Consider the following 26,463-nt stretch of genomic DNA (forward strand, 5'->3'; position numbering starts at 1 on the left):
TTTAGTTTTTACTACCGGCATTTAAAGCATCAGTAAATACACTTCCTGGTGTCAATTGGCAATTCAAACATAATGCAATCTAAAACGTTTTAAGTTGGTTTTAATCATAAATATTTACTCCAACGTTGTAGTTTATTAAGGGGACACTTAAGTCGGGAATAATCGATATCAGATCAAGAAAAAGAGTAGAAAAAACGAGAAAAAGATTAGAAAAATCGAGAAAAATGCAGGCTCAAATAAAAACCTTATTTTGATCAGTAGTAGAACTCCGGATATGCAGAATTGCGGGAACAACGATTTGCTTTTTTGCCCGTTCCTCAACTTTGTTATCAATTTGTTCAAGCAGTAAGTTCACCAGCTCCTCGGACATTTTGGCCACCGGTTGAGCTACGGCGGTTATGCCAGGAGTAAACAATTTAAAAACCTCATGGTCATCAAATGAAACCACCCCTATATCCCGCGGGACAGACATGCCCATCTCCTTAAGTACCTCCAGGCCTTTAAGGGTAAGGTAACTTGTGCCAAAAAATAAAGCATCTATCTGCGGGTTGCTTTTTATCAGCGCCGCTATTTCATGAACGGCATCCTGTTCAACTTTGGCGTAAACTATTTTTGTAACGCAGGGAGCCAGGCCGCTTTCCTGTAAGGCATCCAGGTAACCCGTTAACCGGTCGGACATTTGGGTTTGATCCGATTCAAGGGTTATAAAGGCAATGTTCTTGTATTGCTGATCTATCAGCAGTTTAACGGCCTGGTATGTACTATTCAGGTTATCAATAACAACCTGGTCTGTTTCAATGGTTTTGTAATAACGGTCGAACAAAACCAGTGGGATATTGTCACTTAAAAGGCTCTTTATATCGCTTTCAAGTCCGCCGGAGGGAGCAATTATAAAGCCATCAACGTGACGGTCTTTAAACAGGCCGATAAGCTCGCGGGTTTTGTCCTGGTCATTTTTGGTACTGCCATAAATTATTTTGTAACCACGCAGATTAGCAAGCTCTTCAACAAAACCCGCTATGGATGAAAAAAAGGGGTCGGCAATATTTTCAATCAGCAAACAAATGATCTTGGTTTTGCCCGTTCGTAAACTTTTCGCCAACAGGTTTGGCTTATACCCTATTTCGTCTACATATTTCAGTACTTTTTCGGTTAGTACCGCGCTTAACCCGACATCCTTTGATTTTCCGTTTAAGACGAGAGAAACCGTTGTAATAGAGATGTTTAAATGCGACGCAATATCTTTTATTGAAACCTTTTTTTTCATTTAATTGAAATTACGCGATACATGCTAACCAAAGCTTATCATTGTTTTTTGCCGGCCGGAACCTGCTTTAAAAGCCAGGCCGAAATATCATTGGCTGCCTTATCATTCTCATATCCGGCAGGTAAACGCCCGTTTGTGTATTCATTGTAAAGCCATGGATCGCCAATGGCTAATACCGTTCCTTTACCAAACTTAGCCCTGGCAATTATTGTTTGCCCGTTTTTAGTTAAAGCCGCTTCTGCGGGGGATTGGGTGCTAATGGAACAAACATCCTTCATAAATATTTTTTGCGCCGTTTTAAATAACGGATTACCGGTGGTATTAATGGCGCCATCTTCAAAGTGGTTATCATCAATCACATGATTTTGAAGATCGTTATTAAAATGCATCCCAAATTTTGCGGCCAGCAGGTTAAAATGAGGCAGCTCTACATTTGCGCTGTCGTTAGCCAGCATTACCAGCACACCACCGCCTTTTACCCATGAGGCCACGGCTTCGGCATCTGCCTGGGTTATATAATTGGGTTTAGGACTTTCTTTTTTCGTATCCGGATCAACAATAATATATATGGCCGTTCCTTTTAAATTGGCTTTGGTTGGCGCGGTAACCAGGGAATCTAAAGTTGCGCCGTATTTTTTAAATGCATCGCCCCAAATGGAATAACCTGTATTTTGTTTTTCTTCCCACAGGTAATGGAAACGCTGCGGTTGCCCGGCAACCGTATGAACCTCGCGGTTATAGTAATAATCCAGTTTAACAACCTGTGACTTTGCTTCATATACTCCCTGGCCTAACAGCAGTATACATATCAACCTTTTTGCAAGCATCCTGTAATTCATATATAATTAAAGCGTTATCGTTGTTTATTAATACTATTATAATTGGTTACCAAATGTATTGCCGAATGCTCTTTTTTATGCCATAAGGGCAAAAATTATTTACTACATCGATTGAGTGCAAAATAAGCAGCATGCCATAGTAAGCGTATGAACCTTGAATTTAGGTTAGCCTTAAGTTCGAAGTCAAAAAAATAAATTCGGCTTATAGCTTATCAGTTAGAAGCCTGTTTAAAAATAAAAAAACAGACCGTCATTGCGAGGCACGAAGCAATCCCCGACTACACAGATCGAATTTGCAAAGCTACCCTGTAAGGCGGGGATTGCTTCGTGCTACCCATGACGTATTCGACTGTCAAGGTGTAAAGGCCTGTCAGTCTGAGTAATCTTTATTTGGTTCCAAATAATCGCATTGAAAATGACATTTTTTCAATGCTGATAATCAGTAAGTTATAGACTTGTCATTGGCAGCCTGTCGAAGACTCGTGCGGAGAGGCCTTTGCCCGCTATGCTTCGACAGGCTCAGCATGACAGCCCTTTTAGCAACGTCATTTCCCCTTCAGAGTTTCGCAAAATTTTACCACTTATAATGACGCGTGGATATGTGCTTCATTAGAAGTATAATAACATTAATAAATTAAATTTAAACAGCTTCTTAGTACTGCAGGCTTAACAATAGCAGGCGCTATTGGTTAACCGGGGTTGATGAATTGCGTATAAAAACCTGGGTAGGCAATACAACCGTTTCAAACTCGGTTACCGGCCTTTTGCTTTCAATCAGGTTAATCAGCATTTCGGTGGCCTTTTTGCCCATTTCATAACCTGGCTGGTAAACCGTGCTTAATGAAGGATTTAAAACATCGGCTAATTGTGTATTGGTAAAACCAAGCAGGGCAATGTCTTCGGGGATTCTAAACTCCAGTTTATGCAAAAGCGATAAAGTTGTTGTGGTGATCCTGTCCGAGGCTGTAAAAATAGCATCCGGACGATCTGGTGAAAGTAAAAGTTCGTTAAGCGCTTTTTCTATTTCACCAAGATCTTTACCGCCATGAAGGCAATATTTTATATGCCGCTCATTTGGTTTAATATTGTTTTGCTCCAATGCCAACAGGTAACCTTTCAACCTTTCGGCTGTGATTGACACATTTACAGAACTTGTTATATGTGCTATTTTTCTGTATCCGGCTTTAATTAAGGCATTTGTTGCCTCATAGGCCCCCATAAAATTGTCGGCAATAACTTTATGGGTTTCAATTTCGTCGCTCACCCTGTCGAAAAAAACAATAGGTAAGCCCTTCTCGTGCAGCTTTTTTAGATGCGCTACATCCTTGGTTTCTGTGGATAGGGATATCAGCAGCCCATCAATAGAGCGATAGATTAAATGGTTCACATTCAACATTTCAAGCTCATAGGATTCATGGGTTTGGGTAATAAATACGTTATAGCCTTTGCTGTGCGCAATAAATTCTATGCCATTAATAACCTGCGAAAAAAAATGGTTATCAATGGTAGATACAACTATTCCTAAGGATTTGCTGTTTCCCTGCTTTAAACTCTGGGCCATGGGGTTAGGCTGGTAATTGAGCCTTTTAGCACATTCCAGGACCAGTTTTTTGGTTTTCTCCCCTATTTCATGACTATCCTTTAGCGCTTTAGATACAGCTGAAGTAGAAATCCCTAATTCCTTAGCAATATCTTTTATCGTAACTACCCCGAAATTCATACTTTATAAAATTTACCCAGTTATTTAGCTACAGCCAATAAACTAATCTGTAGTAAACATAAGTAAATTAATGAAAATATAAATTCAGTATTAACCAGGAATTAAGCAAACTGGTTAAACGCCGCCAAAAATCGAAAAACCGCCATCTACACAGATCATAGATCCGGTAACAAATTTTGATGCATCGCTTAACAGCCATACCAAAGCACCAATTAATTCATCGGGATGGCCAAAACGCTTAAAGGGGGTTTGTTTAATTACCAGTTGCCCTCTTTCTGTATATCCACCCTCGGGTTTGGTTAGCAGGTTACGGTTTTGCTCGGTAAGAAAAAAGCCCGGCGCCAACGCATTCATCCTGATGGCATCGCCATAACGGTTAGCCAGCTCCACCGCAAACCATTGATTATAACAATCAACCGCCGCCTTACCAATATTGTAGCCCAATACCTTGGTAATAGCCCGTTTGGAGTTCATAGACGAAATGTTGACGATGCTGCCTTTACCGGTTTGCGCTATGGCCTCGCCAAATACCTGTGTGGGGATAATGGTGCCCCAGGTGTTCAAATCCATCACGGTTTTCATACCGGCGATGTTCATTTTAAAAATATCTTCGTCGGGTTGTAAAACGCCTTGCGGCATATTGCCCCCTGCCCCATTCACCAGGCCATCCAAACGACCGAAGGTATCCAGCAGTTTGGTTTTAGCCGTCTGCAATTCTGCTTCGTTTAAAACATCGGCAGCTAAAGCAACTGCTTTCCCACCATTTTTATTAATAGCCGCTGCGCGTTCTTCGGCTATTTCGGCGTTTCTGCCTAATATACCTACTGCACCACCTGCTTCCACAATACCATTTATAAACGAGTTGCCTAATATGCCTGTACCGCCTGTAACTACAATTACTTTACCGGCCAATGAGAAGTTATTTTCCAATGTATTTGAATCTTTTTAATTTTAGTTAAAGATAATTATTATCTGATGTCGGGAATGGCAATCGGGTCCATATCGGTATAGTCGAGGTTTTCGCCGGCCATGCCCCAAATAAAGCTGTAGCTTGCCGTACCGCTGCCCGAATGGATACTCCAGGGTGGTGATACCACCGCATCGTAGTTATTCATGGTGATATGCCGGGTTTCCTGTCCCTCGCCCATATAATGAAAAATCTTTTGTCCTTGTGGTACGTCAAAATAAAAATAGGCTTCCATACGGCGGTCATGTACATGCGACGGCATGGTGTTCCATACACTGCCATCATGCAAAATGGTTAAGCCCATTACCAGCTGGCAGCTTTTTGTGCCTTCCAGGTGAATATATTTATTGATGGTACGATGGTTGGCTGTTGATGCCGAACCAAGCGTAACCTTTACCGCATCGGCCTGGGTTAACAGCGTTGTTGGATATTGGGCATGTGCCGGTGCCGAAAGCATATAGAATACAGCAGGTTCGGCCGCGTTTTTACTGGCAAAATGAACTCTTTTAGTACCCTTGCCAATGTACAGGCAATCCAGTTTTTTAAGGTCGAAAGATTGGCCGTCGGCTATTACCACACCATCGCCGGCAACATTAATGATGCCTATTTCCCGGCGTTCCAAAAAATATTCAGCCCTAAGGTTGGGGTAGTTCGGCAGCAATAGTTGGGTATTTACAGGGTTGGCAAAACCAACTATCATCCTGTCGTAATGGGTATAGGTACAATTGATCTCGCCGGGCTGTACCTGATTATCTATAAGGAAACGCTCGCGGATAAGCGCGGTTTGATAACTTTTAAAATCTTCGGGATGTACACTTTGTAATACTTTCAAGGTGATATGTTTTTATTTAAATCTTTGCAATTCTACAACCCAAACTACTAATTAAAAAGATATAGCAAGCATATTTTTACTTCATCGTTGTAGTTAATAAGCAAACATGCATAGGATAAAACTTCAAAAACCGTCCGTGAAACACTCATTCAGCCTTCATTGCGAGGCACCCACCAGCCTCTGGCTGGAAAAAACAGTAATGACATGTACGGATACCACAATCACCTCGTGATCGTCATTGCGAGGAGGTACGACGAAGCAATCCCCAAAATACAGATCGGATTTGCACAGTTACTCTGTAGGTCGGGGATTGCTTCGTACCTCGCAATGACGATCTATTTATCTATTTTTAAACAGCCTCTAACTCCTCAGCGCCATTACCAACCCATACGGTGCTTTGGGTGTCATCCAGGTTGATTTGGGCGGCAACCTATCACCCCGCGTTGCTGCTTCCATCACCTGGTCAATTGTTAACGGATAAACCGTAAAGCCAACGGCGTCTACGTTCGCCTCGCAAAAATCCACCAGTTTATCAAGTCCGCCCGGGCCGCCGGCATAATGTAAACGTCCGTCGGTCATGGGATCAACAATCCCAAAAACCGGCGCCAAAATATACTGCTGCAATAATATTACTCCAGGCCCCTGCCGTTTAGCAAACAAATGGTACCAACGCCCACCCGCCAGCATCCCCATCCGACCCGGTGTACCCGGCGCGTAAGGCAGGTTATCTGCAGAAAGCTCAACTACGAAATCCTTTTCCAAACAAAACAATAATTCTTCTAAAGATAAAGCCAGCCGGGGCAGCACCATCCTATGAAAAGGTGCCACTTCAAACTGGTCGGCAGCCATCAGCAGCGAACTGATATACCGGTCGTTCGTACTTGCTGCCGCCGCTATCCGATGATGGCCATCAGCAATAAATGCATGTTCAACTTCCGAAAACAGCAAGGTGAGCAAATGTAATGTCTCTGCATCCTGAACCCGCCATAACAAATGGCTCGCCCCCTTATAACTCAACTTATCAGGAGATGCGTTAGCTTTAACCGCAGCAATCAAACGGCCAATTGCCCCATCCGGCGGGTAAGCCAGCAACACCGGCTGGCCTTCCAACCCCACTGCCAACCTGTATTCGCGGTGTCGCAACACCTTTTCTGCCAGCGTAAGCTCATGTGCCAGCACACTTCCTTCCCGGTAACTATCCAGCGCCATTAAAGTCCAAACCCCGGTTGATGCCTTTCCATCACGCCAAACCTCGTAGATATACATACAAGGCTCCACATCCTGCAGCAGCAGCTTATTAGCCAACAGATCCTGAAATACCTCCTTTATTTCGGAATAAACGCTATCCAGAGCACCCGCGTCCAGGTCGCTTTTCCTCGAGCCACTCTCCAGTAACAACTTCAAAGCAGGCACAACGGCACCCACCAGGTGCTCGCCCGACATATCAATCCCCGTAAAAAGGAACTGCTCCGCGTAAAAAGGATGCGGCCTCACTGCACGAAAAGGACTAATCCCAATCATATCATCACTTTTTCAAATACTGTAAATTATTAAAAGCTGTTTAAATTTATTAATGTTTTATACTTCTAATGAAGCGCATATCCATGCGTCATTGCGAGGTCTATTTATTTTTAAACAGTCTCTAATAACTTAACCAAATCTATATATTTATTGTTGTAATAAACACCAAAAAAAAGCCGGCATCACCGGCAGTTTCCGCAAAACAATCCTCAATTACAATTATTATCAGTATGGCACAGGATGGTATTAAATAATTTATTCTTTAATATTGACGCTGCAATCTAAATTATTCAAAAGGATACAGCTTCCTTTTCAGCAATAACTAACAACCAATTGGAAAATTTGAAAGAAACCAGTTTGCGGCTTCCTGATGGGGGTCAAAAAGCTTTTGATCACTCTTTTAAAAAACACTACGCTTCGTTAGGTAATACCTGTAGCACTCCTCCCAAATACTTAAAATTTCTTTTTATTGCCTTTATGGTATTAGCTGGGGCAAATAAAACTTTAGCTGTGCAATTTGACTTGGTAACGCCGCAAAATAAGGTCGTTATTTATTATGATAAAAATGAGTGCCGGTTAGATTCCATTGTGGCCGGCCTCCTGGCATCAGATATTGAACGCGTAAGTGGCTATAAGCCGGCAGTATCTGCAGATATTTCAAAAGCGCGTGGTAATATCATCGTAATCGGCAGCATCAACTCAAAACTGATAGCGGGTTTAAACACCGGCGCAATGGCCGCCAGTTTAAAAGGTAAATGGGAGAGTTATGGATTGAAGCGTATTGCGGCCCCGTTTGGCAATGTAAAAAATGCATTGATTATAACCGGCAGCGATTTTAGAGGAACGGCTTACGGCGTGTTCGATATTTCTGCACGCATCGGGGTTACACCCTGGTATTGGTGGGCCGACGCCACGCCGGCAAAAAAGAAAGCCCTGGCTCTAAACATTCCCGATTTTATTTCGGCAGCGCCATCTGTAAAATTCAGGGGAATATTTATCAATGATGAAGACTGGGGGCTGCAGCCCTGGGCAGCCAAAACGCTGGAACCCGAAACCGGCGATATCGGCCCAAAAACTTATGCTAAAGTGTTTGAGCTGCTGTTGCGGCTGAAAGCCAATTTGATATGGCCGGCCATGCACCCCTGCACAAAAGCTTTTTATCATTATCCAGGTAACATCCGGGTAGCGGGTGATTACCAGATCATTATAGGATCATCACATGCCGAGCCTATGCTGCGGAATAACGTGGGCGAGTGGAACGAAAAAACCATGGGTGCATTCAATTATATCACCAATAAACAAAAGGTAGCTGATTACTGGGAATCACGCATAAAAGAGAGCAGCCACATTAACGGCATGTATACTATTGGGATGCGTGGGGTGCACGATAGTGGTATAGAAGGCGTAAAAAACCTTGCCGAAACAGTACCCCTGCTTGAACGTATTTTTGCCGACCAGCGCGATATGCTGAAAAAATATATCGACCCCGATATTACCAGGGTGCCGCAGGTTTTTACCGCTTATAAAGAGGTATTGGATGTGTATGATGCCGGCCTGAAAGTACCCGATGATGTTACCCTGGTTTGGCCCGACGATAACTACGGCTATATACAAAGGCTAAACGACGGGAAGGAAAGCAGGCGCGCGGGAGGATCAGGGGTGTATTACCATGTATCCTACTGGGGTCGTCCGCATGATTATACCTGGCTATGCTCTACCAGTCCGGGATTGATCCGGGAGGAAATGACCAAAGCTTATGAGCTGAACAACCGCAACCTTTGGGTGGTAAATGCAGGTGATATTAAGCCGGCCGAGTACGACATCCAGCTTTTTATGGATATGGCCTATCATATCCGGCCATTTTATAGTAATGCCTATACTAAAGCACATTTAAAGAACTGGATAAGTAACAACATGGGAACAATTAACGCCGCTGCCATCACCGATGTGCTGTGGAGATATTATCAGCTGGCCTTTGAGCGCAAACCAGAGTTTATGGGCTGGAGCCAGACTGAACCCACTACACCGGTTAGCTTTACCGCTTACAACCATCCATATTACGGAGACCAGGCACAAAGGCGGATTGACGATTACGAGCAATTAGTGCAAGCCGCAAAAAAAATAAGAACGGGCGTAAGCGCCGATAAGCTGGATTGCTTTTATCAGCTGGTATACTACCCGGTAGTTGCTGCTTCGTTAATCAATAAGAAATTTTTGTATCGCGATAAAGCCTACCAGTATGCACAGCAAGGCAGGTTGAGCGCATCGCATTATGACTCGCTTGCGAAAGTTGCTTACCAGGACATCATCAGCGAAACTGATTATTATAATACTAAACTGGCGGGAGGTAAATGGGCGTACATGATGTCTATGCACCCACGTGACCTGCCGGTTTACCAGGCGCCCCAATTAAATTATAAAATAACCAAACGCGCCGAAAGATGGCTGGCTCTGCCAGAGGGCGCTGCCGATACCGCAGGTGCAGTTACCAACCTTTCACTTCCTGAATTTAACAGCACCGGCCAAAAGCACTTCATCGATGTGTTTTTAACCCAGGATGCACCGGTAAAATATGTTGTTAACACCTCTGCATCATGGATTAGGGTTTCGCGGCGGGCGGGCAGCCTGTTGGCAACGGGCGGCAAGAGCCAGAGCCGTTTATGGGTATCTGTAGACCTGGCCAAAGCGCCTGCAGCGAGGGAATTAAACGGTACTATAACCATTCAGGGTGCAAATAAGTCCGTCAGCATAGCCGTAAAAGCAGGTAAACAAAATCTGCCTGCACTTAAAGGCTACAATGGTTTTATTGAAAACAACGGCTACGTTTCTATTTACGCTAAAAATTACCACGATAAGACAGACAAGGGAGCCGACCATTGGGGAGAGGTGAGCGGCCTGGGGGCCACGGAAATAAGCATGGAAGCTTTACCTTTACGGATGAGCCCTTCGGCAAAAGAAGATCTATCTGACGCCGGTATCAAGCAAAAACCGGTTCTATCTTATAACTTTTACACGTTCAGCGTTTCGCCGGCCGGGGTTAATATCTACACCATACCTACCTATCCCTTAAACCGGAATTTTGAGATGCGCTACGCGGTTAGCATAGATGACGGCCCGGCCACAGTTTTAAACTTTAAAACATTCGGCCGCAGCGAGGAATGGAAACAGGCTGTATTAAGCAATTCGATTATGCGCAATGTTAAAACGCCATCGCTACCTGCGGGCAGGCACGTACTGCACGTGTACCTTATCGATCCGGGGGTGATACTGGATAGGATACTGATAGATCTCGGCGGTCTCAGGCCGCTATATGGTCTGATACCCGAAACTAAAACAAGGTTATTGCAATCTACTAAATAGCAGGCTTTACAAATAAGCAATACCTTGGGGGCCAGGGTAAGTAGCTGATTTTATGTACCAAATCTCCAACAGGTTAGAAACAAAAAAAGCGAACAAAAAGACTAAAATTCATCTTTTGTTCGCCCGGGGTTTTCCTACATGGACTCGAACCACGATTGTCTGAACCAGAATCAGAAGTGCTACCATTACACCATAGGAAAAAACATTGTAACAACACCTCGCATGCTGTTACAATGCAAATATAGCACGTAAAGCTTTATTTAACAAAAAATAGTTTCTGCTACCTTTCCCATTTTATGCCTTTTATGCCTGCCTGGTGCAGGCGTTCGGTAAGTTGTCCAACGTGATGCTGCAGATGGCGGATGTTATATAAATGTAATTGCAGCCGGTTCATCGGGAAATCCAAAAGCATTTTTAAAGCAGCTTAATGACGGTCGTTTATTCATTTATTTTACTAAAAAAGCCGCCTGTAAAACAAGCGGCTTCCTAATTTTATAAGCTGGTACTGTTTAATCCTCGTTTACAAACGAGCGCAGCATCCAGGTATTTTTTTCGTTAAACTGCATAAAGCGGTTTACCATATCGTTGGTACCATCGTCGCCTGCTTCGGCGGTAATGTCCAGTATTTCTCTTTCTTTAGCAATTAAAGCAGCCAGGTCTTCAATAATGGCCTTAACCATCAGGGTATCTTTTAAACCTATTGTTTGTATTTCTTTAATCTGCGATGTTGTTATATAATCTTTAAAAGTGCTATAAGGTGGCTTACCTAACGACAGGATCCGCTCGGCCAGCTCATCAATAGTAAGCAACGCGGCAGTGTACAACTCTTCAAACTTAATGTGCAGGGTAAAAAAGCTTGGGCCCTTAACATTCCAATGGCAGCCACGCAGTTTTTGATAATGAATATGGTAGTTGGCCAACAGGTCGTTAAGATGGTCAACAACAGGTTTTACTTTTACTTCTTCTAAGCTTATTTCTTCGGCGTTCATATGAATAGTGATTTTAGTTTTTTTAACACAGGATTGATAGCATTGTTTGGTCAGGGAAATCGCTTTTTAAATTAAATTAAAACTTTCACCATAGCGATGGGTTTCAAACCCATCGCTATTTGCCAATATGCCGTGCTAAACAGTTCCATTTAATAGATTTTTCCGGCGATTGACCCTTTAAATATTTCAAAAGCGATTTCCCTGATTGTTTGGTAAAATTAAACAGTTTGAATATAATAAATCATATTTGTAAACTTTATGACAAAGCTGCTACCATTCATTCAACACCAATGCAAATACGCCATATGGCGCATGGAAATTGATGAAATAAGCAATATTATATTCCTGGAAGTACGCAGCAGCGAAGATAAAAAAGTGACCTTCACCTCGATAGACCTCACCAGCGAAGCCGTGAACTTTACAGACCTCAGCACACCCGAAAGATGGCTCACCGGCATCGAGGCGGCTTTTAATGGCGTACTGCTCATCCACAATTATCAATCAGAAAACGGGCCTTCGCATAAAGGCCTGGTGGCCATTGATGGTGTTAACGGACAAACACGATGGAGCAATTATACCCTGGCTTTTGACCGCCTTACGGTAAACGGACCGGTAGTTTACAACGCACAAATTCAGCCTAAGAAATTATTGCTGGCCGATATAAAAACCGGGACTGCTTTAAGGGCTTATCAGCCTATTATTGATACAGAATTGGATAACCATATTGTAAGCGCGCAAATACTCCCTGCCAAATTTTTAAAACATGTTGTTTTGCCCGCAGATCCTTTCGGAAATACGGTACATTACATGGAGCACAATAATTATAGAATTGTATCTTTGCACACATTTTTGGCCGAACAAATGGAGCAGCATCTTTATATTTTTAATGATGAAAACGCTGTTGTTTACCACGATTTGTTGCAAACCAATATACAAAAATTGCAACCCGAGGCGTTTGTAGTACATAAGAATAAACTGATCTACCTTAAAAACAGGTCAGCGTTAATAGTTTTAAATTTATAAAACACTGTATTGTAACTTATTATGAAATTAAAGATCCTTTTATTGATCGCCCCCTTACTAACATTTTCTATATCGCTTTTTGCAAATACCGCTGTTGATTCTATCGGCGTTGAAAACCAGAACGGCAAAAAAGTTATTATTCACAAACTTGATCCAAAAGACAACTATTACTCTATTGGCAGGCGCTACAATGTAAGCCCCAAAACCATTATACAGTTTAATAACAATGCCCCGCTAAGAATTGGAAGTACTATTAAGGTGCCCACCGAGCAGCCATTTGCCGAAACAACCGCGCAAACAGCGGCACCTGTACAACAAACCAAACCGACCGTTCAACCGCCAGTTGTACAGCAAAAACCACAGGTACAACCGCCTGTTACCAAGCCACAGGTACAACAACCCGTAACACAACAACCGGTAACACAGCAACCGGTTGCCCAACAGGCATCACCTGTGGTACAACAACCCGTAACCACTACACCAAAACCAACTACACCTGCTCCTCAGCAAACTGCTGAGGTTAATCAGGATAATGTTCAGCAGTATAAAGTATCGGCCGGAGAAACGTTATTTTCAATAGCCAAGCGCTTTAATACTTCGGTTGAAGATATCAGGAATCTTAACAGCTTAAGCACCGATGATCTTAAACCCAACCAGATCATTAAAGTGCGCAGCGGCATGCCTCCCGAAGACAGGACAGTAGCCAAGCAGGATGCGCTAAAAACCGATTCATCAACCATGGCTATTGATAGCGCTGATGCCAAATTTAAAGCCAACCGTTTTGGTTTGTATGAAAAAAACGAAAAGGGTGTAGCTACATGGAATGATGATACCAGCCTTGACCCTAAAAAAGAATTGGTTTTACACCGTACTGCTCCTATTGGTACCGTTATTAAAATCACTAACCCCATGAACAACCATACCACCTATGCAAAAGTAGTTGGCAGGTTTACCGATAACGAAGTCAACAAAAATGTGCTTATTGTAATGACCAAGAACACTGCCGATGCTTTAGGTGCTTTGGATAAACGTATAAATGTAACCATCAGCTACGGCAGCCCTAATGAATAAACCTTATATTATTGGAATTGCCGGTGGAAGTGGCTCTGGCAAAACCTTTTTTTTGAAGTGTTTCCTGGAGCATTTTACACCCGATGAGGTATGCCTGGTATCACAGGATGATTATTATATCCCTGTGGCCCATAACATGACCAAAGAGGAGAACAAACTGTATAACTTTGATTTGCCGGATACCATTGATCATCAGCATTTCCAGGAGGATATCAGTAAGCTTTTAAATAAGGAAGCCATTTTTAAGCACGAATATACTTTTAATAACCCCGACGCCATTCCCAGGGTACTTGAAATTAAACCCGCACCTATTTTAATAGTAGAAGGCCTGTTCATTCTGCATTTTAAGGAGATCTCTGAACTGCTGGATATGAAGGTATTTATTGATGCCGATGAAGATATAGCCCTCCAGCGCCGCCTTAAGCGCGACCTGATAGAACGGGGTTATTCGCATGACGATGTGATGTATAAATGGCTGAACCATGTAGTACCCGCATATAAAGAATACTTATTGCCCTACAAGGATGAATGTGACCAGATAATCACCAATAACAACCATGTTGCCGATGATATTATAAGTGTAACAGAGGAGATATCTGCAAAATTGAGAACGAAGTTATTTTGATTTGAAAATTTGGTAATTTGAAGATTTGAAAATGCTTTTCTGCTTTAATTTTCAAATCGGCACATATTCAAATTTTCAAATTCATTAATTAATTACCTATAATTTTCCGGGTTTGGTCATAGTAGTCGGCTTTGGTAATTACACCGGCGTTAAACAGGTTTTGTAGTTTGAGCAATTCAGCTTCTACTTTAGGGCAGCAATCAGATGTACCTAACCTATAACTTTTTAAAGGGTCTTTTACCGTTTTAAGTCCCCATATCAGCGACACTATCCAACCGATGATGGTCCATCCCAAAAAGATGTTGAGTAACAATACCGACCTGTAATTACATTTTTCGCAAGCTAATATCGACGGCAGAAAATATATGGGTGTTGCAATTACTAAAAATATAAAAAGCAGTATTAGTTCGGGAAGACCTATCATATAATTTAATTAAACTAAGAACTTATACGCAATATAACAATTAAATGACGCATATATTATAAAAAAAACATCAGAATTTTCATTTTTTTTGATATTAGAGCGTAATCTCTGGTATTTCTCCTTCCACAATCAGCTTCCCGGATGTTGCCTTTATTATTTCCTCTACGGTTACGCCGGGAGCGCGTTCCAATAGTTTAAAGCCACCTTCGGGCAACACATCAAAAACGCCCAGTTCAGTCACAATTTTTTTTACGCAATGAACACCTGTTAAAGGCAAACTACATTGAGCCAGTAGTTTGGACTCCCCTGCTTTGTTTACGTGCTGCATAGCTACAATGATGTTTTCGGCCGATGCCACCAGGTCCATTGCGCCGCCCATACCTTTTACCATTTTACCTGGAATTTTCCAGTTGGCTATATCGCCATTTTCGGATACCTCCATTGCGCCCAGGATGGTGAGGTTAACCTTCCGCGCCCTGATCATCCCAAAACTCATGGCCGAATCAAAAGTGGCCGATCCGGGCAGCATGGTGATGGTTTGCTTACCCGCGTTGATCAAATCCGCATCTTCCTCACCTTCAAAAGGGAATGGCCCCATCCCCAGTAAACCATTTTCTGATTGTAATACCACATCCATGGTCTCGGGTATGTAATTGGCCACCAGTGTAGGGATCCCTATCCCCAGGTTAACATAATAGCCATCTTTTATTTCTTTAGCAATCCGTTTTGCTATTCCTTGTTTGTCTAACATCTACTTGATTTGAAAATTTGATGATTTGAAAATTTCTCAACCCGTCATTGCGAGGTACGAAGCAATCCCCGACTTACAGGGTAGCTGTGCAAATCCGCTTTGTATTTTGGGGATTGCTTCGTCGTACCGCCTCGCAATGACGATCACGAGGTGATTGTGGTACCTATACATGTCATTATTGTTTTTTCAAGCCCGGCTGGTCGGTACTCGCAATGACGGGCATTTATGGTTTCTTTTATCCTTGTTCCTTCATCCTTCAATCCTTATTCCTTTGATCTCACTGTCCTGTGCTCTATCCTTTTCTCATAATCTTTCCCCTGGAAAATCCGGTGTACGTAAATTCCGGGGGTGTGGATATGATCTGGCTCTAACTCACCCGGCTCAACAAGTTCCTCTACTTCGGCTATGGTTATTTTACCGGCCATGGCCATTACAGGGTTAAAGTTGCGTGCGGTTGATTTGTAAACAAGATTGCCCATGGTATCTCCCTTCCAGGCCTTAACAATAGCGAAATCGGCATCAAAGGCCATTTCCATCAGGTAGTCCTTGCCATTAAAATTACGCACTTCTTTACCTATAGCCACTTCGGTACCTACCCCGGCCGGTGTAAAAACAGCGGGCATGCCATAACCGGCAGCCATACAACGGGTAGCCAGGGTACCTTGCGGTATCAGGTCTACCTCAAGCTCGCCGCTCAGCAACTGGCGTTCAAATTCGGCGTTTTCGCCTACGTAGGATGAGATCATTTTTTTTACCTGCCTTTGCTTCAGCATCAGGCCGATGCCAAAATCATCAACCCCGGCATTGTTGGATATACAGGTGAGTTGCTTTACCCCTTTTTTAACAAGAGCTGCTATACAATTCTCGGGCAAACCGCACAAACCAAAGCCACCCAGCATCAGGGTCATGCCATCCTCAATATCGCGGATGGCCTCGTCGGCACCACTAACTACTTTATTCATGTTCAATAATTGGTTACTCAAAACTACTAATAAGAAAGATAAAAGTTGGAAGGATAAAAGATAAAAGACGAATTGAGTATTGGCTTTTTTAATGCAGTTGAGTTCGGTCTATTCTTTAAATAAACTAAATATTCTAAAACAATTGGAAAAATAAGGTATTATATTGTATATCAACTTATAAAAACCTATGGTACTAAACGACAAAGGGTTTTTGGATGAAGATAAAAACCATTCGGAACCACAGGAAAACAACGAGCCCAATGCTTACCGCGTAGACGATGATAATTTAACGGAGGACGACCTGCAACATGGCTTCCCTGCATCAAAAAACGATATGAAAAAACAGGATGCCCCCGGAATGGAAGGCCATGGCATGGGCGGGCAAAACTTTGAAGAGAACAGCCTCACTCCTTCTGGCGATGATGAGGCAAATCCATTGCTAAACATCGCGTATATCAATGCTCATTTTAAACAAACCCAACCGGTTGAAGAGCACCTGGAGAATAGCCATTTTAAAGATCCGGACCAGCCGGATCAATCAAACTATGACGCCGCTGCAATTGCGTTAGCAAACAGACGACCTGATGAAGGCAGCGATGGCACTACAAACATCTGCCGGCAACCTTACAAGGAAAGCCCTGCCGATAATGATGGCAATAATAATGGGTGAAAAATTGGGATAAGACAATGGGATAAGCAGATAAAAATTCTGTCCTTCTTGTATAATCCTTAAATCGTGTTACCACTTCACCGTTTTATCCATGAAAGCTATCAGATCATCGGCCATAACCTGTTGCTCTTTAGCGCTTGGGTGGCCGCCGGTATTTTTGTAGGGGATCATATGGGTATAAATAGCTTTATCATTTAAGCCGGCAACAGCCTTTTCAATATATCCCGGCCAGGGCGATCCTTCTTTGGTGGCATCCATACTCCCTAGGATACAAAGAATCTGCGCTTTGGGATATTTTTTACGGATATTTTTTACCATTTCGCGATAGGCTTTCACAATTTGCTCTTCCTCTGGCTTTTTTGTACCAAAACGTTCTTTAAACTGTGGGTTATCGGGCAGTTTCACTATCCACGAATCATTTTGAAACAGGTTGATCACTACCACATCCGGCGTGTACCTGGTAAAATCCCATAAACTCGTCGGATCGGTTGGGTCTAAACGGTTATACATCTCTGGCATAATGAGCGGGAACCAGCTTACCAGTACGCCTATGCCACTTTTAGCGGTGCAAACATACGAGGCATCATAATGGCGCGCGGTTATGGCTGCATAGCTTATATAACCATTTTCATAAGGTGCGCTCCCCCTATCCTGCCCGGTGGTATCCTCTACGGCGTAACCGCAGGTAATGGAGTTACCAAAAAATTCGATCTTACGTTTTTTAACCGGCGGCGCAGCCAATACAGAAGCACCTTTATCTAATGCAAACTGGTAAAAAGTGGTTTTACCCATCTCCCATTCGGTACGTTTAAATATCTCCAGGCTATGCGGACCGGCAGGTAATCCCTGGGCCAGCGTATAGGTTTTCTTTACATTTTCAAGGTGAATTGTACTGCTTACTTTACCATCCAATACAACGGTAAAATAATTATCACCGCGTTCGTCTTGTAAAATAACAGATGCCCCGGTGCCATCAAAATTAATCTTCGCTGACGAACCTGTCCAGTAAAATTCGGCAGCCTCATCGGTCATGTTGATACGGCCGGTATAGCGGATGTGTGCATCCTTACTTTTGAGTACTAAACTTTGGGCGGTACAGGTAGAAAACGCTCCTGCAGAAAGCAGGAACAAAACAACAATGTATAATTTACGCATTTTAAAAACGGGTTTATCCCTCTAAATTTATGAAACTTAATACCACAAAACAAATCACCTGTAACATCCCCGCGAACCACCCATAACATCCTTGCCGACTACCAATGATATCCCTCCGAACCACCTATAACAATCCTCAAATAGCTAATGACACCTCAGCGAAATGACCAATGACTAATGACTAATCAACCGGTGTACCGAATTGCAGCAGGTAACCATTATAATCGTAAACAGCAAATTCGCGCATGCCATAATTAAAGGTTTTGATAGGATAGCAAACTACGGCGTGGTCTTTTAGCTCTTTCCAGATCTCATCAACCTTGTCTGTACGGATGTACAACGACCCGGTGAATTTTGGCATACCAAATGGCTCATGTTCATTTGGCAAAGCAAACATAAGCTCCACATCATCGCGACTTACGGTTGCCCAGCCCCAGTTATCATCATATCCCACACAGGTAAAACCAAAGCTGTTAATATAAAAATCAACACTTTCCCTAACCTGCCGGGTATATAACATTGGCGTAATGCTTTTTAAAGCCATATGAAAATATTTTTTTATTTTAAATATACATAAGTTATTCCATCTCCGCCTCTATCGGCATGCTCATCCTCCATGCGGTCAACCTGATCGTACTTTTTAAGGTATTGCCTTATCATTTTGCGTAAAATCCCATCACCCTTGCCATGAATTATCTTCAGGCTATTAAAACCCATCATCAGGGCGCGGTCAAACAGCTTTTCAATGGCGTGCAGGGCATCTTCGGTACGCTGGCCGCGTACATCAATCTCCGGACTAAAATTAGCAAAGTCGCTGGTATGCGAATTCATGGTGCGCCTCACCTCTTTAGGCACTGATGATTTGCTCACTTTTTCCACTCGCTTCTTTTTGGCCACCGTACGCAAATCACCAATGGCAATTACCACGTTATCCTTTATCAGTTCAATCACCTGGCCTGTGGTTTCAGAATCAATTAGTTTTACCCAATCGCCGGGCTTCAGTTCCTCTTCAACAGTTGCCGGGTTTGGTTTTGCAGGCTCAACTTTAACGGTATTCTTTTTAAGTTCTATATTCAGGTTCTCGCGCAGGTTGCGGGTGGTTTCCTTATCGGCATTGCTGCTTTTTATTTCGGATATGGTATTTTCAACCAGCTTATTGGCATTCAGGATTATATTTTTAGCCTGGTCTTTTGCATCCCTTATTAACGCTTTTTTATTTTCTTCAAGATAGCTTTTCAGCTTTTCATTCTCGGCCTGCAGCTCGCTTACGCGGCGTTGCTGTTTATCCAGCTTTTGTTTGGTCTCAAATATCTCGCGTTTTTCGCGTTCAAGGTCAACCAGCAGGGTATCAACCTTTTTCTGTCCCTCGCTTATTTTGTTTTTGGCAAGGTTAAGCACATTTGCGGGCAAGCCAATCTTTTGGGCTATCTCAAAGGCGTATGAGCTGCCGGGCTTACCAACCTCAAGCCGGTAAAGCGGCTTCATCTCCACATTGTTAAACAGCATCGATGCATTCTCAATCCCTTCGGTATTGCTGGCAAATATTTTAAGGTTGGAGTAGTGGGTGGTTACCATACCCTTCACCTTTTTATGGTTGAGCGATTCCAGCACAGCTTCGGCAATCGGGCCGCCAAATTGCGGGTCGGTACCGGTACCAAACTCATCTATCAGCACCAGGGTTTTACCATTAGCCTGCTCCACAAAATTTTTCATTTTAGATAGATGGGCGCTGTAAGTGCTCAGGTCACTTTCAATTGACTGGTCATCGCCAATATCAACAAACAACTGCTTAAACACACCTACCACGCTGGCTTCGGCTGCGGGGATCAATAAGCCCGCCTGTACCATCATTTGCAACAGGCCAACCGTTTTCATACAAACAGATTTACCACCCGCGTTGGGACCCGATACTACAATAATACGGGTACCCTCATCAATTTGTACATTTAGCGGCACAACTACTTTTTGCTCCTTTTTAAAGTTGAGGAACAGCAACGGATGCCGGGCATTAAATAATTTAAGCCTGGGCTCGTTCACCACTTGCGGCATTTCGCCCTCTACATCAATGGCAAACAAGGCCTTGGCGCGCACAAAATCAAGTTTGGTTAACAGGCTGTGGTATGATAATAATAACGGCGCATAAGGCCGCAATTCGGTTGTTAAGGCGGTTAATATTTTTACTATCTCGCGGCGACGTTCAAATTCAAGGTCGCGCACACGATTATTAAGGGTAAACACCTCTTCGGGCTCCATGTAAACCGTTTGGCCCGATGCAGACTCATCATGAATAAAGCCTTTGAGCTTGCGCTTGTTTTCGGCCAGCAACGGGATACACAATCTGCCATCTCGTACAGTTAGCGAGCCATCCGCCGTCCACCCGCTGGATGAGGCATTTTTAAAAATCTGGTCAATCTTTTTACGTGCTTCCTGCTCGGCTTTGGCAATGCCCGATGTTATTTCTAACAGATCGCGGGATGCATTAGGCCTTATTTTTCCCTTGGCATCAATAACTAAATCTATCTTTTTAAGAATGGCTTTTTCTATAGGCAGGTGCTCAAACAGCGCCTCCAGGTTGGGGTATAATCCTTCGCGTTCGCTAAAATAAGCAATAACGGCAAACACCGTTTGCAGCGAGGCCTGCACCTGGTAAAATTCCTCCTCGCTTAAAAAAACACCCTCAATACGGGCTTTATTGGCGAGCGACTTGATATCGAAAAAATGATGAATAGGCAGGGCGGCATCATTTACCAGGATATTTTTAAACTCGTTTGCCTGGCTTAAAAATTTGGCTATCTGGTCAAAATTGCTCATCACCTGGATCTTATCGACCATTTGCCGGCCCATATCACTCAGGCAATGTGCTTTTATTAATTCCTTAACTTCGGTAAACCCAAGCTTATCAACACTATTTAATGGGTACAGCATTAGGTTTTGGTCTATGTTTTAACTTTTTAAAAGAATCTATTTTTAATAGGATCCGCTGTTTTGCTTTTGCGTCTTTAACTGAATCGGCCTTTTGAATAGCAGTTTTTGGTTTTAGATTCGCTTTCCTGGCAGAATCGCTCTTTAATGAATCGGCTTTGCGAACGGCAGCGTTCTTTTGGGTTTGAACCCGGTTTACCGAATCGCTAAGGGCTTTAATCTGCAGATCAACCTTATCATATATGGCCATTAACTTATCAGGCTCTTCGCTGTAATAATCCATACTTTTCCTGAACTGTGCCGAATCGGTACCGAATTTTTTAAATACAGCCAGGTATTTGCCCATGCCATATTTATACAAACTATCTGGCACTTGTGTGTTATTGTATAATGAGCCATCTACCACGTGAATTTGCACCAGCAAACGTGCCATAACATTGGGCTGAATAAATTTATTGGGGACACTATCGCTTTTACAACCGCACCAAAAAAGCGTAACTGAAAAAAACAAGATTAAATATTTATGCATTCTGTAATTTAGCGGCTGATTAATTAAGCAAATTTACGGATAAATGAGCATTGCAGATAACATCAAAAGCTTAAAAAAAGAAACGGAGGCCAACAAGGTTATATTGTTAGCTGTATCAAAAACAAAACCAGCCGCCGACCTGCAGCAAGCCTACGACGCCGGGCAGCGTTTATTTGGCGAAAACCAGGTACAGGAACTGGTTGAAAAACACGAGCAATTACCTAAAGATATTGAATGGCACCTGATAGGGCACCTGCAAAGCAACAAGGTAAAGTACATTGCCCCATTTGTGAGCATGATACAGTCTGTTGATAGCATTAAGCTGCTCCAGGAAATAAACAAGCATGCCCTAAAGGCAAACCGGGTAATTGATTGCCTGCTGCAAATTTACATTGCCGATGAAGAAACCAAGTTTGGGCTGGGTTTTGATGAAGCCATCGAACTGCTGAGATCAGAAGAATTTGCCACCTTCAAAAACATCCGCATCCGCGGTTTAATGGGCATTGCCACCAATACTGATAATGAAAAGCAGGTAAAAGACGAATATTACGAACTGAAGACCTTTTTCGACGGAATTAAGGTGAGCTATTTCAGAAAAGATGATAGTTTTAACATTTTATCGATGGGCATGTCGGCCGATTATAAACTTGCCATTGAACAGGGCAGCAACATGGTGCGCCTGGGCAGCACAATTTTTGGTACCCGGGTGATAAAGCATTGGAAGAATAACTGAGTGGTGAGTAGTGAGTGGTGAATAGTGCATAGTGCATCGTGATTAACAGAATTAAGAAATTTACAGAATTGGAAAACGATCAAATAACAAACCAAACCAATCAAAAGCTCCCCCTTCAGGGGGCGGGGGGGGCTGAACTTCGCGTTGCCACTATTGAAGATTGCCCGCGCCTGATGGAACTGGTAAATGAGCTGGCTCTGTATGAAAAGGCGCCGGAGGAGGTTACCGTTACTTTAGATGAATTTATAAATGCCGGTTTTGGCGATAACCCGGTATGGAAGGCTTTTGTCGCCGAGGTCGACGGGGTAATTGTAGGCTTCGCGGTTTATTATATCCGCTACTCTACCTGGAAAGGTAATCGCATGTACCTGGAAGACCTGGTTGTGACCGAGGAATATCGTGGCAAAAAAATCGGCAGGCTATTGTTTGATCGTTTGATCCGGGAAGCCAAAGAACTGGGCTTTAGCGGCATGGTTTGGCAGGTTTTGGACTGGAACGAACCGGCTATTAACTTTTACAACAAGTACGGAGCTACTATTGAAGCCGGATGGCTTAACGCATCGTTATCAAAAGAACAGCTTCAGAATTTTTAGTTGTTTGAAATGGCGAAAGACTTACGAAGTTTAACAAACTTCGTAAGTCTGGGATTCTACAACACGTCATTATAAGAGCTAAAATCCCGGAACTCCGAAGGAGGGAATGACGTTTTTGCATGGCGGATAGTCGACTCACCCCGACATCGCTGCGCTCGTCTGCCCCTCTCTCCGCTTCGCGCATAGAGGGGCTAAAAAATTTCTCAACCCTCTTTCCAACGAAGTTGAAGAGAGGGTCGGCCAGCGTAGCGTAGCTGGGGTGAGTCGTTGCGAGTATACAGAGGCGATGCCAGGCATAAACCTAACACGTCATTGCGAGGTACGAAGCAATCTCAGACTATGCAGATCGCATTTGCATAGTTACTCTGTAAGGCGGGGATTGCTTCGTACCTCGCAATGACGTGGGTTATTTAAATTTAAACAGCTTATACATGAAAAATATCATTAGGCCCTGTTTTATTTTTGTTGTTTTTGCATTTGCATCGTGCCAGTGGGGTGTTCCGCCAAAAAAAATGGATGAAACGGTAAAGGATACGCTTACCTACACCTACAAAATCATTCATGAGCGTGCGGCAGATTGCGGCAGCAAGCCCGATAATGGTTGTACCATAGTGAAAATCAGTTACCCGGTTTTTGATAGTGCCAAAACATTAAATAATTTAATTACCATCAACCTTGCCAACTTATTTCCTGTAGATAAGAAGGCCGACAGCTCTATTGAGCAAATGACCAAAAATTTCCTGCGGTCATATACTGATTTCAGGAACAGCGACCCAAAGTCGGCCATGTTTTACACGCTGAATAGTTATGCAAAAGTAATTTACCAGGATTCGAGCCTTACAACGCTTGAAATTGGTGGTTATATTTTCCAGGGCGGCGCGCACGGCAGTTCGTTAACCACCTTTGTAAACTGGGATATTAAGGCCAAAAAGAAGCTTACGCTTGATGATATTTTTGCTGCCGGTTATGATGATGAGCTTAATGCTGTTGCCGAAAAGATCTTCAGGAAGAATGAAAAACTCAGCGATACAGCATCGCTGGCCCGCGATTATTTTTTTAAAGATGGCAAATTCGCGCTCAATAATAATTTTTCGGTTACACCTATAGGTATCAGGTTCTTATACAACCAGTACGAGATTAAACCTTATGCTGCAGGTATCACCGGCCTGTTTATCCCCTACTCATCCATTAAACATTTACTACGGCCAAATACCGTAATTAGTCAATATATTAAATAAATGCTTGTATTTAAATTCGGAGGGGCATCGGTTAAGGATGCCGATGGTATCATTAATTTGGCCAGTGTTGTTAAAAAATATGAAGGCGAGCAATTGCTCATTGTGGTATCAGCTATGGGCAAAACCACCAACGCGCTCGAAAAGCTTACCAAAGCCTATATAGAACATGCTGATGATATGCATGAAATTTTTGATGATATCAAACAATACCATTTTGATATTTTACACAGTTTGTTTGAAGCCGGTCACCCGGTATTTGATGATATCGCCAATACTTTTGTGGAGATTGATTGGGCCATTGAAGACGAACCGCAAGATAGCTATGATTTTATTTACGACCAGATTGTATCCATAGGCGAGTTGGTATCTACCCGCATTGTTACCGCGTATTTAAATAAGGCCGGCATAAAAAGCCAGTGGCTTGATGTACGCAGTTATATCCATACCGATAATACCTACCGAGAAGGCATAGTGCAATGGGATAAAACCCGGGCAAGCATCAGCGCTGATATCCCTTCCATGCTGACTAAAGGCATCGTGGTAACGCAGGGCTTTTTAGGTGGCACATCCGAAAACTTCACCACCACTTTAGGTAGGGAGGGATCTGACTATACCGCATCCATATTTGCGGCGTGTTTGAGCGCCGAATCGGTAACCACCTGGAAAGACGTGCCCGGTATCCTCAATGCCGACCCCAAATATTTCCCCGATACCGTAAAATTTGATGAATTATCTTACACCGAAGCCATCGAAATGACCTATTACGGCGCAAGCGTTATCCACCCTAAAACTATCAAACCGCTGCAAAACGCCAATATACCACTGCTGGTAAAACCCTTTACCGACCCCGGCGCTCCCGGAACGGTGATTAAAGAAGATGGTGTAAATAGGTTTGAAAAGCCAGTCATCATACTAAAACAAAACCAGGTACTTTTGTCTGTCTCAACAAAGGATTATTCCTTTATTACCGAAGACCATTTGAGCGAGATCTTTCGCCTGTTTGCCCAAAGCCAGGTAAAAGTGAATGTAATGCAAACATCGGCCCTTAGCTTTTCGGTTTGTTTTGATTTTTATGAAGAACGCTTCGAAAAGCTATTAACCAACCTGCAACAGGAGTTTAAAGTAAAATATAACAGCGGCTTAACATTAATCACCATAAGGCATTACAACCAAAATTCGTTGAAAGAATTAATAGCCGGTAAAACGGTGTTACTGGAGCAACTAAGCAGGAATACGGCGCAGATGGTGGTGAAGTAGGAAAGTTTTTGCTAAAAATAACGTATAGAAACTTACGAAGCTTTTAAAGCTTCGCAAGTTTAGTCCTGATAATCCCCCTGTATAAGCTATACACTCATCAGGCTTTTAAATCATCTGTTTTTTCGACAAAATACCGCCAAACAACTGCGGCTATTATGCTTCCTAAAATCGGGGCAGCTATAAAAAGCCATAATTGCGAAATTGCAACTCCGCCTGCAAATATTGCCGGCCCTATACTTCTGGCAGGATTAACAGAAACCCCTGTTACAGGTATACCAACTATGTGAATTAATACCAGGCTTAAGCCTATAGCCAAACCGGCAAAACCACCATGAATGTTTTTTGTTGAGGTGGAGCCAAAAATCACCAGCAGGAATATGGCTGTAAAAACCGTTTCGGCAATAAAACCCGATAGCAGTGAGTATTTTTGCGGCGATGCCATATCATAGCCGTTTTGGCCCAACCCGTTTGCAATATCAAAACCCGGCTTACCACTTGCAATAAGGAATAAAATACCCGCACCTGCTATGGCTCCTAAAACCTGGGCAATAATGTAACCAAAGCTTTCTTTGGCTTTCATTCTTCCGGCCACTACCATACCAATAGTTATTGCCGGGTTAATATGACAGCCAGAAATGTGACCTATAGCATAGGCCATAGCCACTACCGATAACCCGAAAGCAAAAGAAATACCCAAAAGCCCAACTCCGGTTGTTCCGTTGGCCCCCGCTATTACGGCGCTGCCGCAACCCATTAAAACAAGCACCATTGTTCCAATAAATTCTGCTAAGAATTTGTGATAGTTATTATTTTCCATGTTTTGATATTTTTAATAAAAATGCCTTAAAATATTCGTAAAGCATAAAAAAAATAAAGATATTTTCCTTAAAATTAGATTATTAATCGTTTTCGGATTAAATTGATCAGCAGGAATGCTGCGTGGATGGTAATAGCCTTTGCCCCTATGCTTCGGTAGGCTACCGATAACGTATTCAATTTTCAAGGCGAAGGCCTG

General features: G+C 42.9%; 25 protein-coding genes. 9 read left to right on the forward strand and 16 right to left on the reverse strand.

From position 1 onward, the window contains the following. Nucleotides 1-232: 232 nt before the first annotated feature. From AC1DO4_RS12300 to AC1DO4_RS12325, 6 genes are all read right to left on the reverse strand, one after another. Nucleotides 233-1,267, reverse strand: coding sequence for a LacI family DNA-binding transcriptional regulator (locus AC1DO4_RS12300; RefSeq protein WP_477416141.1), 1,035 nt, complete (start codon nt 1,265-1,267; stop codon nt 233-235). 38 nt (nt 1,268-1,305) lie between these two features. Continuing rightward, nucleotides 1,306-2,106: a DUF4350 domain-containing protein gene (locus AC1DO4_RS12305; protein WP_477416143.1), complete on the reverse strand. Its 801-nt coding sequence runs from the start codon at nt 2,104-2,106 to the stop codon at nt 1,306-1,308. 682 nt (nt 2,107-2,788) lie between these two features. Next, nucleotides 2,789-3,826, reverse strand: a complete 1,038-nt coding sequence (locus AC1DO4_RS12310) for a LacI family DNA-binding transcriptional regulator (RefSeq protein WP_477416145.1) — start codon at nt 3,824-3,826, stop codon at nt 2,789-2,791. A gap of 114 nt (nt 3,827-3,940) precedes the next feature. Next, a complete protein-coding gene (locus AC1DO4_RS12315; protein ID WP_477416147.1) occupies nt 3,941-4,756 on the reverse strand; it encodes an SDR family oxidoreductase in 816 nt (271 codons plus the stop codon). A gap of 38 nt (nt 4,757-4,794) precedes the next feature. Beyond that, entirely contained in the window at nt 4,795-5,625 is an 831-nt protein-coding gene (gene kduI, locus AC1DO4_RS12320; RefSeq protein ID WP_477416149.1) for a 5-dehydro-4-deoxy-D-glucuronate isomerase, read from the reverse strand. Between the two features lie 360 nt (nt 5,626-5,985). Continuing rightward, on the reverse strand, nt 5,986-7,146 hold the full coding sequence (locus AC1DO4_RS12325) for a DUF1015 family protein (protein ID WP_477416151.1): 1,161 nt from the start codon (nt 7,144-7,146) through the stop codon (nt 5,986-5,988). Between the two features lie 333 nt (nt 7,147-7,479). On the opposite strand from AC1DO4_RS12325, the gene AC1DO4_RS12330 reads away from it, so the two are divergent. Then, nucleotides 7,480-10,506 (forward strand): glycosyl hydrolase 115 family protein, encoded by a 3,027-nt coding sequence (locus tag AC1DO4_RS12330; RefSeq protein ID WP_477416153.1) that lies wholly within the window; start codon nt 7,480-7,482, stop codon nt 10,504-10,506. 280 nt (nt 10,507-10,786) lie between these two features. On the opposite strand, the gene AC1DO4_RS12335 is transcribed toward AC1DO4_RS12330, so the two are convergent. Both AC1DO4_RS12335 and AC1DO4_RS12340 read right to left on the reverse strand, forming a co-directional pair. Further along, complete coding sequence (locus tag AC1DO4_RS12335) at nt 10,787-10,918, reverse strand: hypothetical protein (protein ID WP_477416155.1); 132 nt, start codon at nt 10,916-10,918, stop codon at nt 10,787-10,789. Between the two features lie 97 nt (nt 10,919-11,015). Next, nucleotides 11,016-11,495 carry a Dps family protein gene (locus tag AC1DO4_RS12340; RefSeq protein WP_295713909.1) on the reverse strand — a complete coding sequence of 160 codons (480 nt, stop codon included), beginning with the start codon at nt 11,493-11,495 and terminating at the stop codon, nt 11,016-11,018. 258 nt (nt 11,496-11,753) lie between these two features. Between AC1DO4_RS12340 and AC1DO4_RS12345 the strand changes: the two genes are divergently transcribed. From AC1DO4_RS12345 to AC1DO4_RS12355, 3 genes are read left to right on the forward strand one after another with little or no spacing between them, the layout of a single operon-like run. Continuing rightward, nucleotides 11,754-12,518 (forward strand): DUF4905 domain-containing protein, encoded by a 765-nt coding sequence (locus AC1DO4_RS12345; RefSeq protein WP_477416157.1) that lies wholly within the window; start codon nt 11,754-11,756, stop codon nt 12,516-12,518. A 21-nt stretch (nt 12,519-12,539) separates the two neighbouring features. Further along, nucleotides 12,540-13,589 carry a DPBB and LysM peptidoglycan-binding domain-containing protein gene (locus tag AC1DO4_RS12350; RefSeq protein ID WP_477416159.1) on the forward strand — a complete coding sequence of 350 codons (1,050 nt, stop codon included), beginning with the start codon at nt 12,540-12,542 and terminating at the stop codon, nt 13,587-13,589. Further along, nucleotides 13,582-14,214: a uridine kinase family protein gene (locus AC1DO4_RS12355; protein ID WP_477416161.1), complete on the forward strand. Its 633-nt coding sequence runs from the start codon at nt 13,582-13,584 to the stop codon at nt 14,212-14,214. Before AC1DO4_RS12350 ends, AC1DO4_RS12355 begins: the two co-directional genes overlap by 8 nt. An 88-nt stretch (nt 14,215-14,302) precedes the next feature. On the opposite strand, the gene AC1DO4_RS12360 is transcribed toward AC1DO4_RS12355, so the two are convergent. The 3 genes from AC1DO4_RS12360 to AC1DO4_RS12370 all read right to left on the reverse strand — a co-directional run bounded on the left by AC1DO4_RS12360 (nt 14,303) and on the right by AC1DO4_RS12370 (nt 16,351). Further along, entirely contained in the window at nt 14,303-14,638 is a 336-nt protein-coding gene (locus AC1DO4_RS12360) for a superinfection immunity protein (protein WP_477416163.1), read from the reverse strand. Nucleotides 14,639-14,732: 94 nt separating this feature from the next. After that, a complete protein-coding gene (locus AC1DO4_RS12365) occupies nt 14,733-15,389 on the reverse strand; it encodes a 3-oxoacid CoA-transferase subunit B (protein ID WP_477416165.1) in 657 nt (218 codons plus the stop codon). A 263-nt stretch (nt 15,390-15,652) separates the two neighbouring features. Beyond that, nucleotides 15,653-16,351, reverse strand: coding sequence for a CoA transferase subunit A (locus AC1DO4_RS12370; protein WP_477416167.1), 699 nt, complete (start codon nt 16,349-16,351; stop codon nt 15,653-15,655). Nucleotides 16,352-16,538: 187 nt separating this feature from the next. Between AC1DO4_RS12370 and AC1DO4_RS12375 the strand changes: the two genes are divergently transcribed. Beyond that, entirely contained in the window at nt 16,539-17,021 is a 483-nt protein-coding gene (locus tag AC1DO4_RS12375) for a hypothetical protein (protein ID WP_477416169.1), read from the forward strand. A 69-nt stretch (nt 17,022-17,090) separates the two neighbouring features. On the opposite strand, the gene AC1DO4_RS12380 is transcribed toward AC1DO4_RS12375, so the two are convergent. The 4 genes from AC1DO4_RS12380 to AC1DO4_RS12395 form a co-directional block, all read right to left on the reverse strand. Beyond that, nucleotides 17,091-18,176: an SGNH/GDSL hydrolase family protein gene (locus tag AC1DO4_RS12380; protein ID WP_477416171.1), complete on the reverse strand. Its 1,086-nt coding sequence runs from the start codon at nt 18,174-18,176 to the stop codon at nt 17,091-17,093. 181 nt (nt 18,177-18,357) lie between these two features. Then, nucleotides 18,358-18,720 carry a VOC family protein gene (locus AC1DO4_RS12385; protein ID WP_477400994.1) on the reverse strand — a complete coding sequence of 121 codons (363 nt, stop codon included), beginning with the start codon at nt 18,718-18,720 and terminating at the stop codon, nt 18,358-18,360. Between the two features lie 14 nt (nt 18,721-18,734). Continuing rightward, nucleotides 18,735-21,101: an endonuclease MutS2 gene (locus AC1DO4_RS12390; RefSeq protein WP_477416173.1), complete on the reverse strand. Its 2,367-nt coding sequence runs from the start codon at nt 21,099-21,101 to the stop codon at nt 18,735-18,737. Beyond that, on the reverse strand, nt 21,082-21,627 hold the full coding sequence (locus AC1DO4_RS12395; RefSeq protein WP_477416175.1) for a DUF4296 domain-containing protein: 546 nt from the start codon (nt 21,625-21,627) through the stop codon (nt 21,082-21,084). The genes AC1DO4_RS12390 and AC1DO4_RS12395 overlap by 20 nt, the downstream gene beginning before the upstream one ends. Nucleotides 21,628-21,670: 43 nt before the next feature. Here AC1DO4_RS12395 and AC1DO4_RS12400 point away from each other — a divergent pair, with 43 nt between their 5' ends. The 4 genes from AC1DO4_RS12400 (at nt 21,671) to AC1DO4_RS12415 (ending at nt 25,448) form a co-directional block, all read left to right on the forward strand. Continuing rightward, nucleotides 21,671-22,360, forward strand: coding sequence for a YggS family pyridoxal phosphate-dependent enzyme (locus AC1DO4_RS12400; protein WP_477416177.1), 690 nt, complete (start codon nt 21,671-21,673; stop codon nt 22,358-22,360). A gap of 173 nt (nt 22,361-22,533) precedes the next feature. Beyond that, nucleotides 22,534-22,953 (forward strand): N-acetyltransferase family protein, encoded by a 420-nt coding sequence (locus AC1DO4_RS12405; protein WP_477416314.1) that lies wholly within the window; start codon nt 22,534-22,536, stop codon nt 22,951-22,953. A 431-nt stretch (nt 22,954-23,384) separates the two neighbouring features. Continuing rightward, nucleotides 23,385-24,191, forward strand: coding sequence for a DUF3298 and DUF4163 domain-containing protein (locus AC1DO4_RS12410; protein ID WP_477416179.1), 807 nt, complete (start codon nt 23,385-23,387; stop codon nt 24,189-24,191). Further along, entirely contained in the window at nt 24,192-25,448 is a 1,257-nt protein-coding gene (locus tag AC1DO4_RS12415) for an aspartate kinase (RefSeq protein WP_477416181.1), read from the forward strand. Nucleotides 25,449-25,545: 97 nt separating this feature from the next. Here AC1DO4_RS12415 and aqpZ read toward each other — a convergent pair whose 3' ends face one another. Continuing rightward, complete coding sequence (gene aqpZ / locus AC1DO4_RS12420; RefSeq protein ID WP_477416183.1) at nt 25,546-26,265, reverse strand: aquaporin Z; 720 nt, start codon at nt 26,263-26,265, stop codon at nt 25,546-25,548. Between the last annotated feature and the right edge of the window lie 198 nt (nt 26,266-26,463).

This window comes from Mucilaginibacter sp. P5_A6 (genome assembly GCF_056400585.1).

Coding starts and splice junctions, on each gene's coding strand:
- AC1DO4_RS12300 (WP_477416141.1), bottom strand. CDS start 1,267: ATGAAAAAAAAGGTTTCAATAAAAGATATTGCGTCGCATTTAAACATC.
- AC1DO4_RS12305 (WP_477416143.1), bottom strand. CDS start 2,106: ATGAATTACAGGATGCTTGCAAAAAGGTTGATATGTATACTGCTGTTA.
- AC1DO4_RS12310 (WP_477416145.1), bottom strand. CDS start 3,826: ATGAATTTCGGGGTAGTTACGATAAAAGATATTGCTAAGGAATTAGGG.
- AC1DO4_RS12325 (WP_477416151.1), bottom strand. CDS start 7,146: ATGATTGGGATTAGTCCTTTTCGTGCAGTGAGGCCGCATCCTTTTTAC.
- AC1DO4_RS12335 (WP_477416155.1), bottom strand. CDS start 10,918: ATGCTTTTGGATTTCCCGATGAACCGGCTGCAATTACATTTATATAAC.
- AC1DO4_RS12340 (WP_295713909.1), bottom strand. CDS start 11,495: ATGAACGCCGAAGAAATAAGCTTAGAAGAAGTAAAAGTAAAACCTGTT.
- AC1DO4_RS12345 (WP_477416157.1), top strand. CDS start 11,754: ATGACAAAGCTGCTACCATTCATTCAACACCAATGCAAATACGCCATA.
- AC1DO4_RS12350 (WP_477416159.1), top strand. CDS start 12,540: ATGAAATTAAAGATCCTTTTATTGATCGCCCCCTTACTAACATTTTCT.
- AC1DO4_RS12355 (WP_477416161.1), top strand. CDS start 13,582: ATGAATAAACCTTATATTATTGGAATTGCCGGTGGAAGTGGCTCTGGC.
- AC1DO4_RS12360 (WP_477416163.1), bottom strand. CDS start 14,638: ATGATAGGTCTTCCCGAACTAATACTGCTTTTTATATTTTTAGTAATT.
- AC1DO4_RS12365 (WP_477416165.1), bottom strand. CDS start 15,389: ATGTTAGACAAACAAGGAATAGCAAAACGGATTGCTAAAGAAATAAAA.
- AC1DO4_RS12370 (WP_477416167.1), bottom strand. CDS start 16,351: ATGAATAAAGTAGTTAGTGGTGCCGACGAGGCCATCCGCGATATTGAG.
- AC1DO4_RS12375 (WP_477416169.1), top strand. CDS start 16,539: ATGGTACTAAACGACAAAGGGTTTTTGGATGAAGATAAAAACCATTCG.
- AC1DO4_RS12380 (WP_477416171.1), bottom strand. CDS start 18,176: ATGCGTAAATTATACATTGTTGTTTTGTTCCTGCTTTCTGCAGGAGCG.
- AC1DO4_RS12385 (WP_477400994.1), bottom strand. CDS start 18,720: ATGGCTTTAAAAAGCATTACGCCAATGTTATATACCCGGCAGGTTAGG.
- AC1DO4_RS12390 (WP_477416173.1), bottom strand. CDS start 21,101: ATGCTGTACCCATTAAATAGTGTTGATAAGCTTGGGTTTACCGAAGTT.
- AC1DO4_RS12395 (WP_477416175.1), bottom strand. CDS start 21,627: ATGCATAAATATTTAATCTTGTTTTTTTCAGTTACGCTTTTTTGGTGC.
- AC1DO4_RS12400 (WP_477416177.1), top strand. CDS start 21,671: ATGAGCATTGCAGATAACATCAAAAGCTTAAAAAAAGAAACGGAGGCC.
- AC1DO4_RS12405 (WP_477416314.1), top strand. CDS start 22,534: ATGGAACTGGTAAATGAGCTGGCTCTGTATGAAAAGGCGCCGGAGGAG.
- AC1DO4_RS12410 (WP_477416179.1), top strand. CDS start 23,385: ATGAAAAATATCATTAGGCCCTGTTTTATTTTTGTTGTTTTTGCATTT.
- AC1DO4_RS12415 (WP_477416181.1), top strand. CDS start 24,192: ATGCTTGTATTTAAATTCGGAGGGGCATCGGTTAAGGATGCCGATGGT.
- aqpZ (WP_477416183.1), bottom strand. CDS start 26,265: ATGGAAAATAATAACTATCACAAATTCTTAGCAGAATTTATTGGAACA.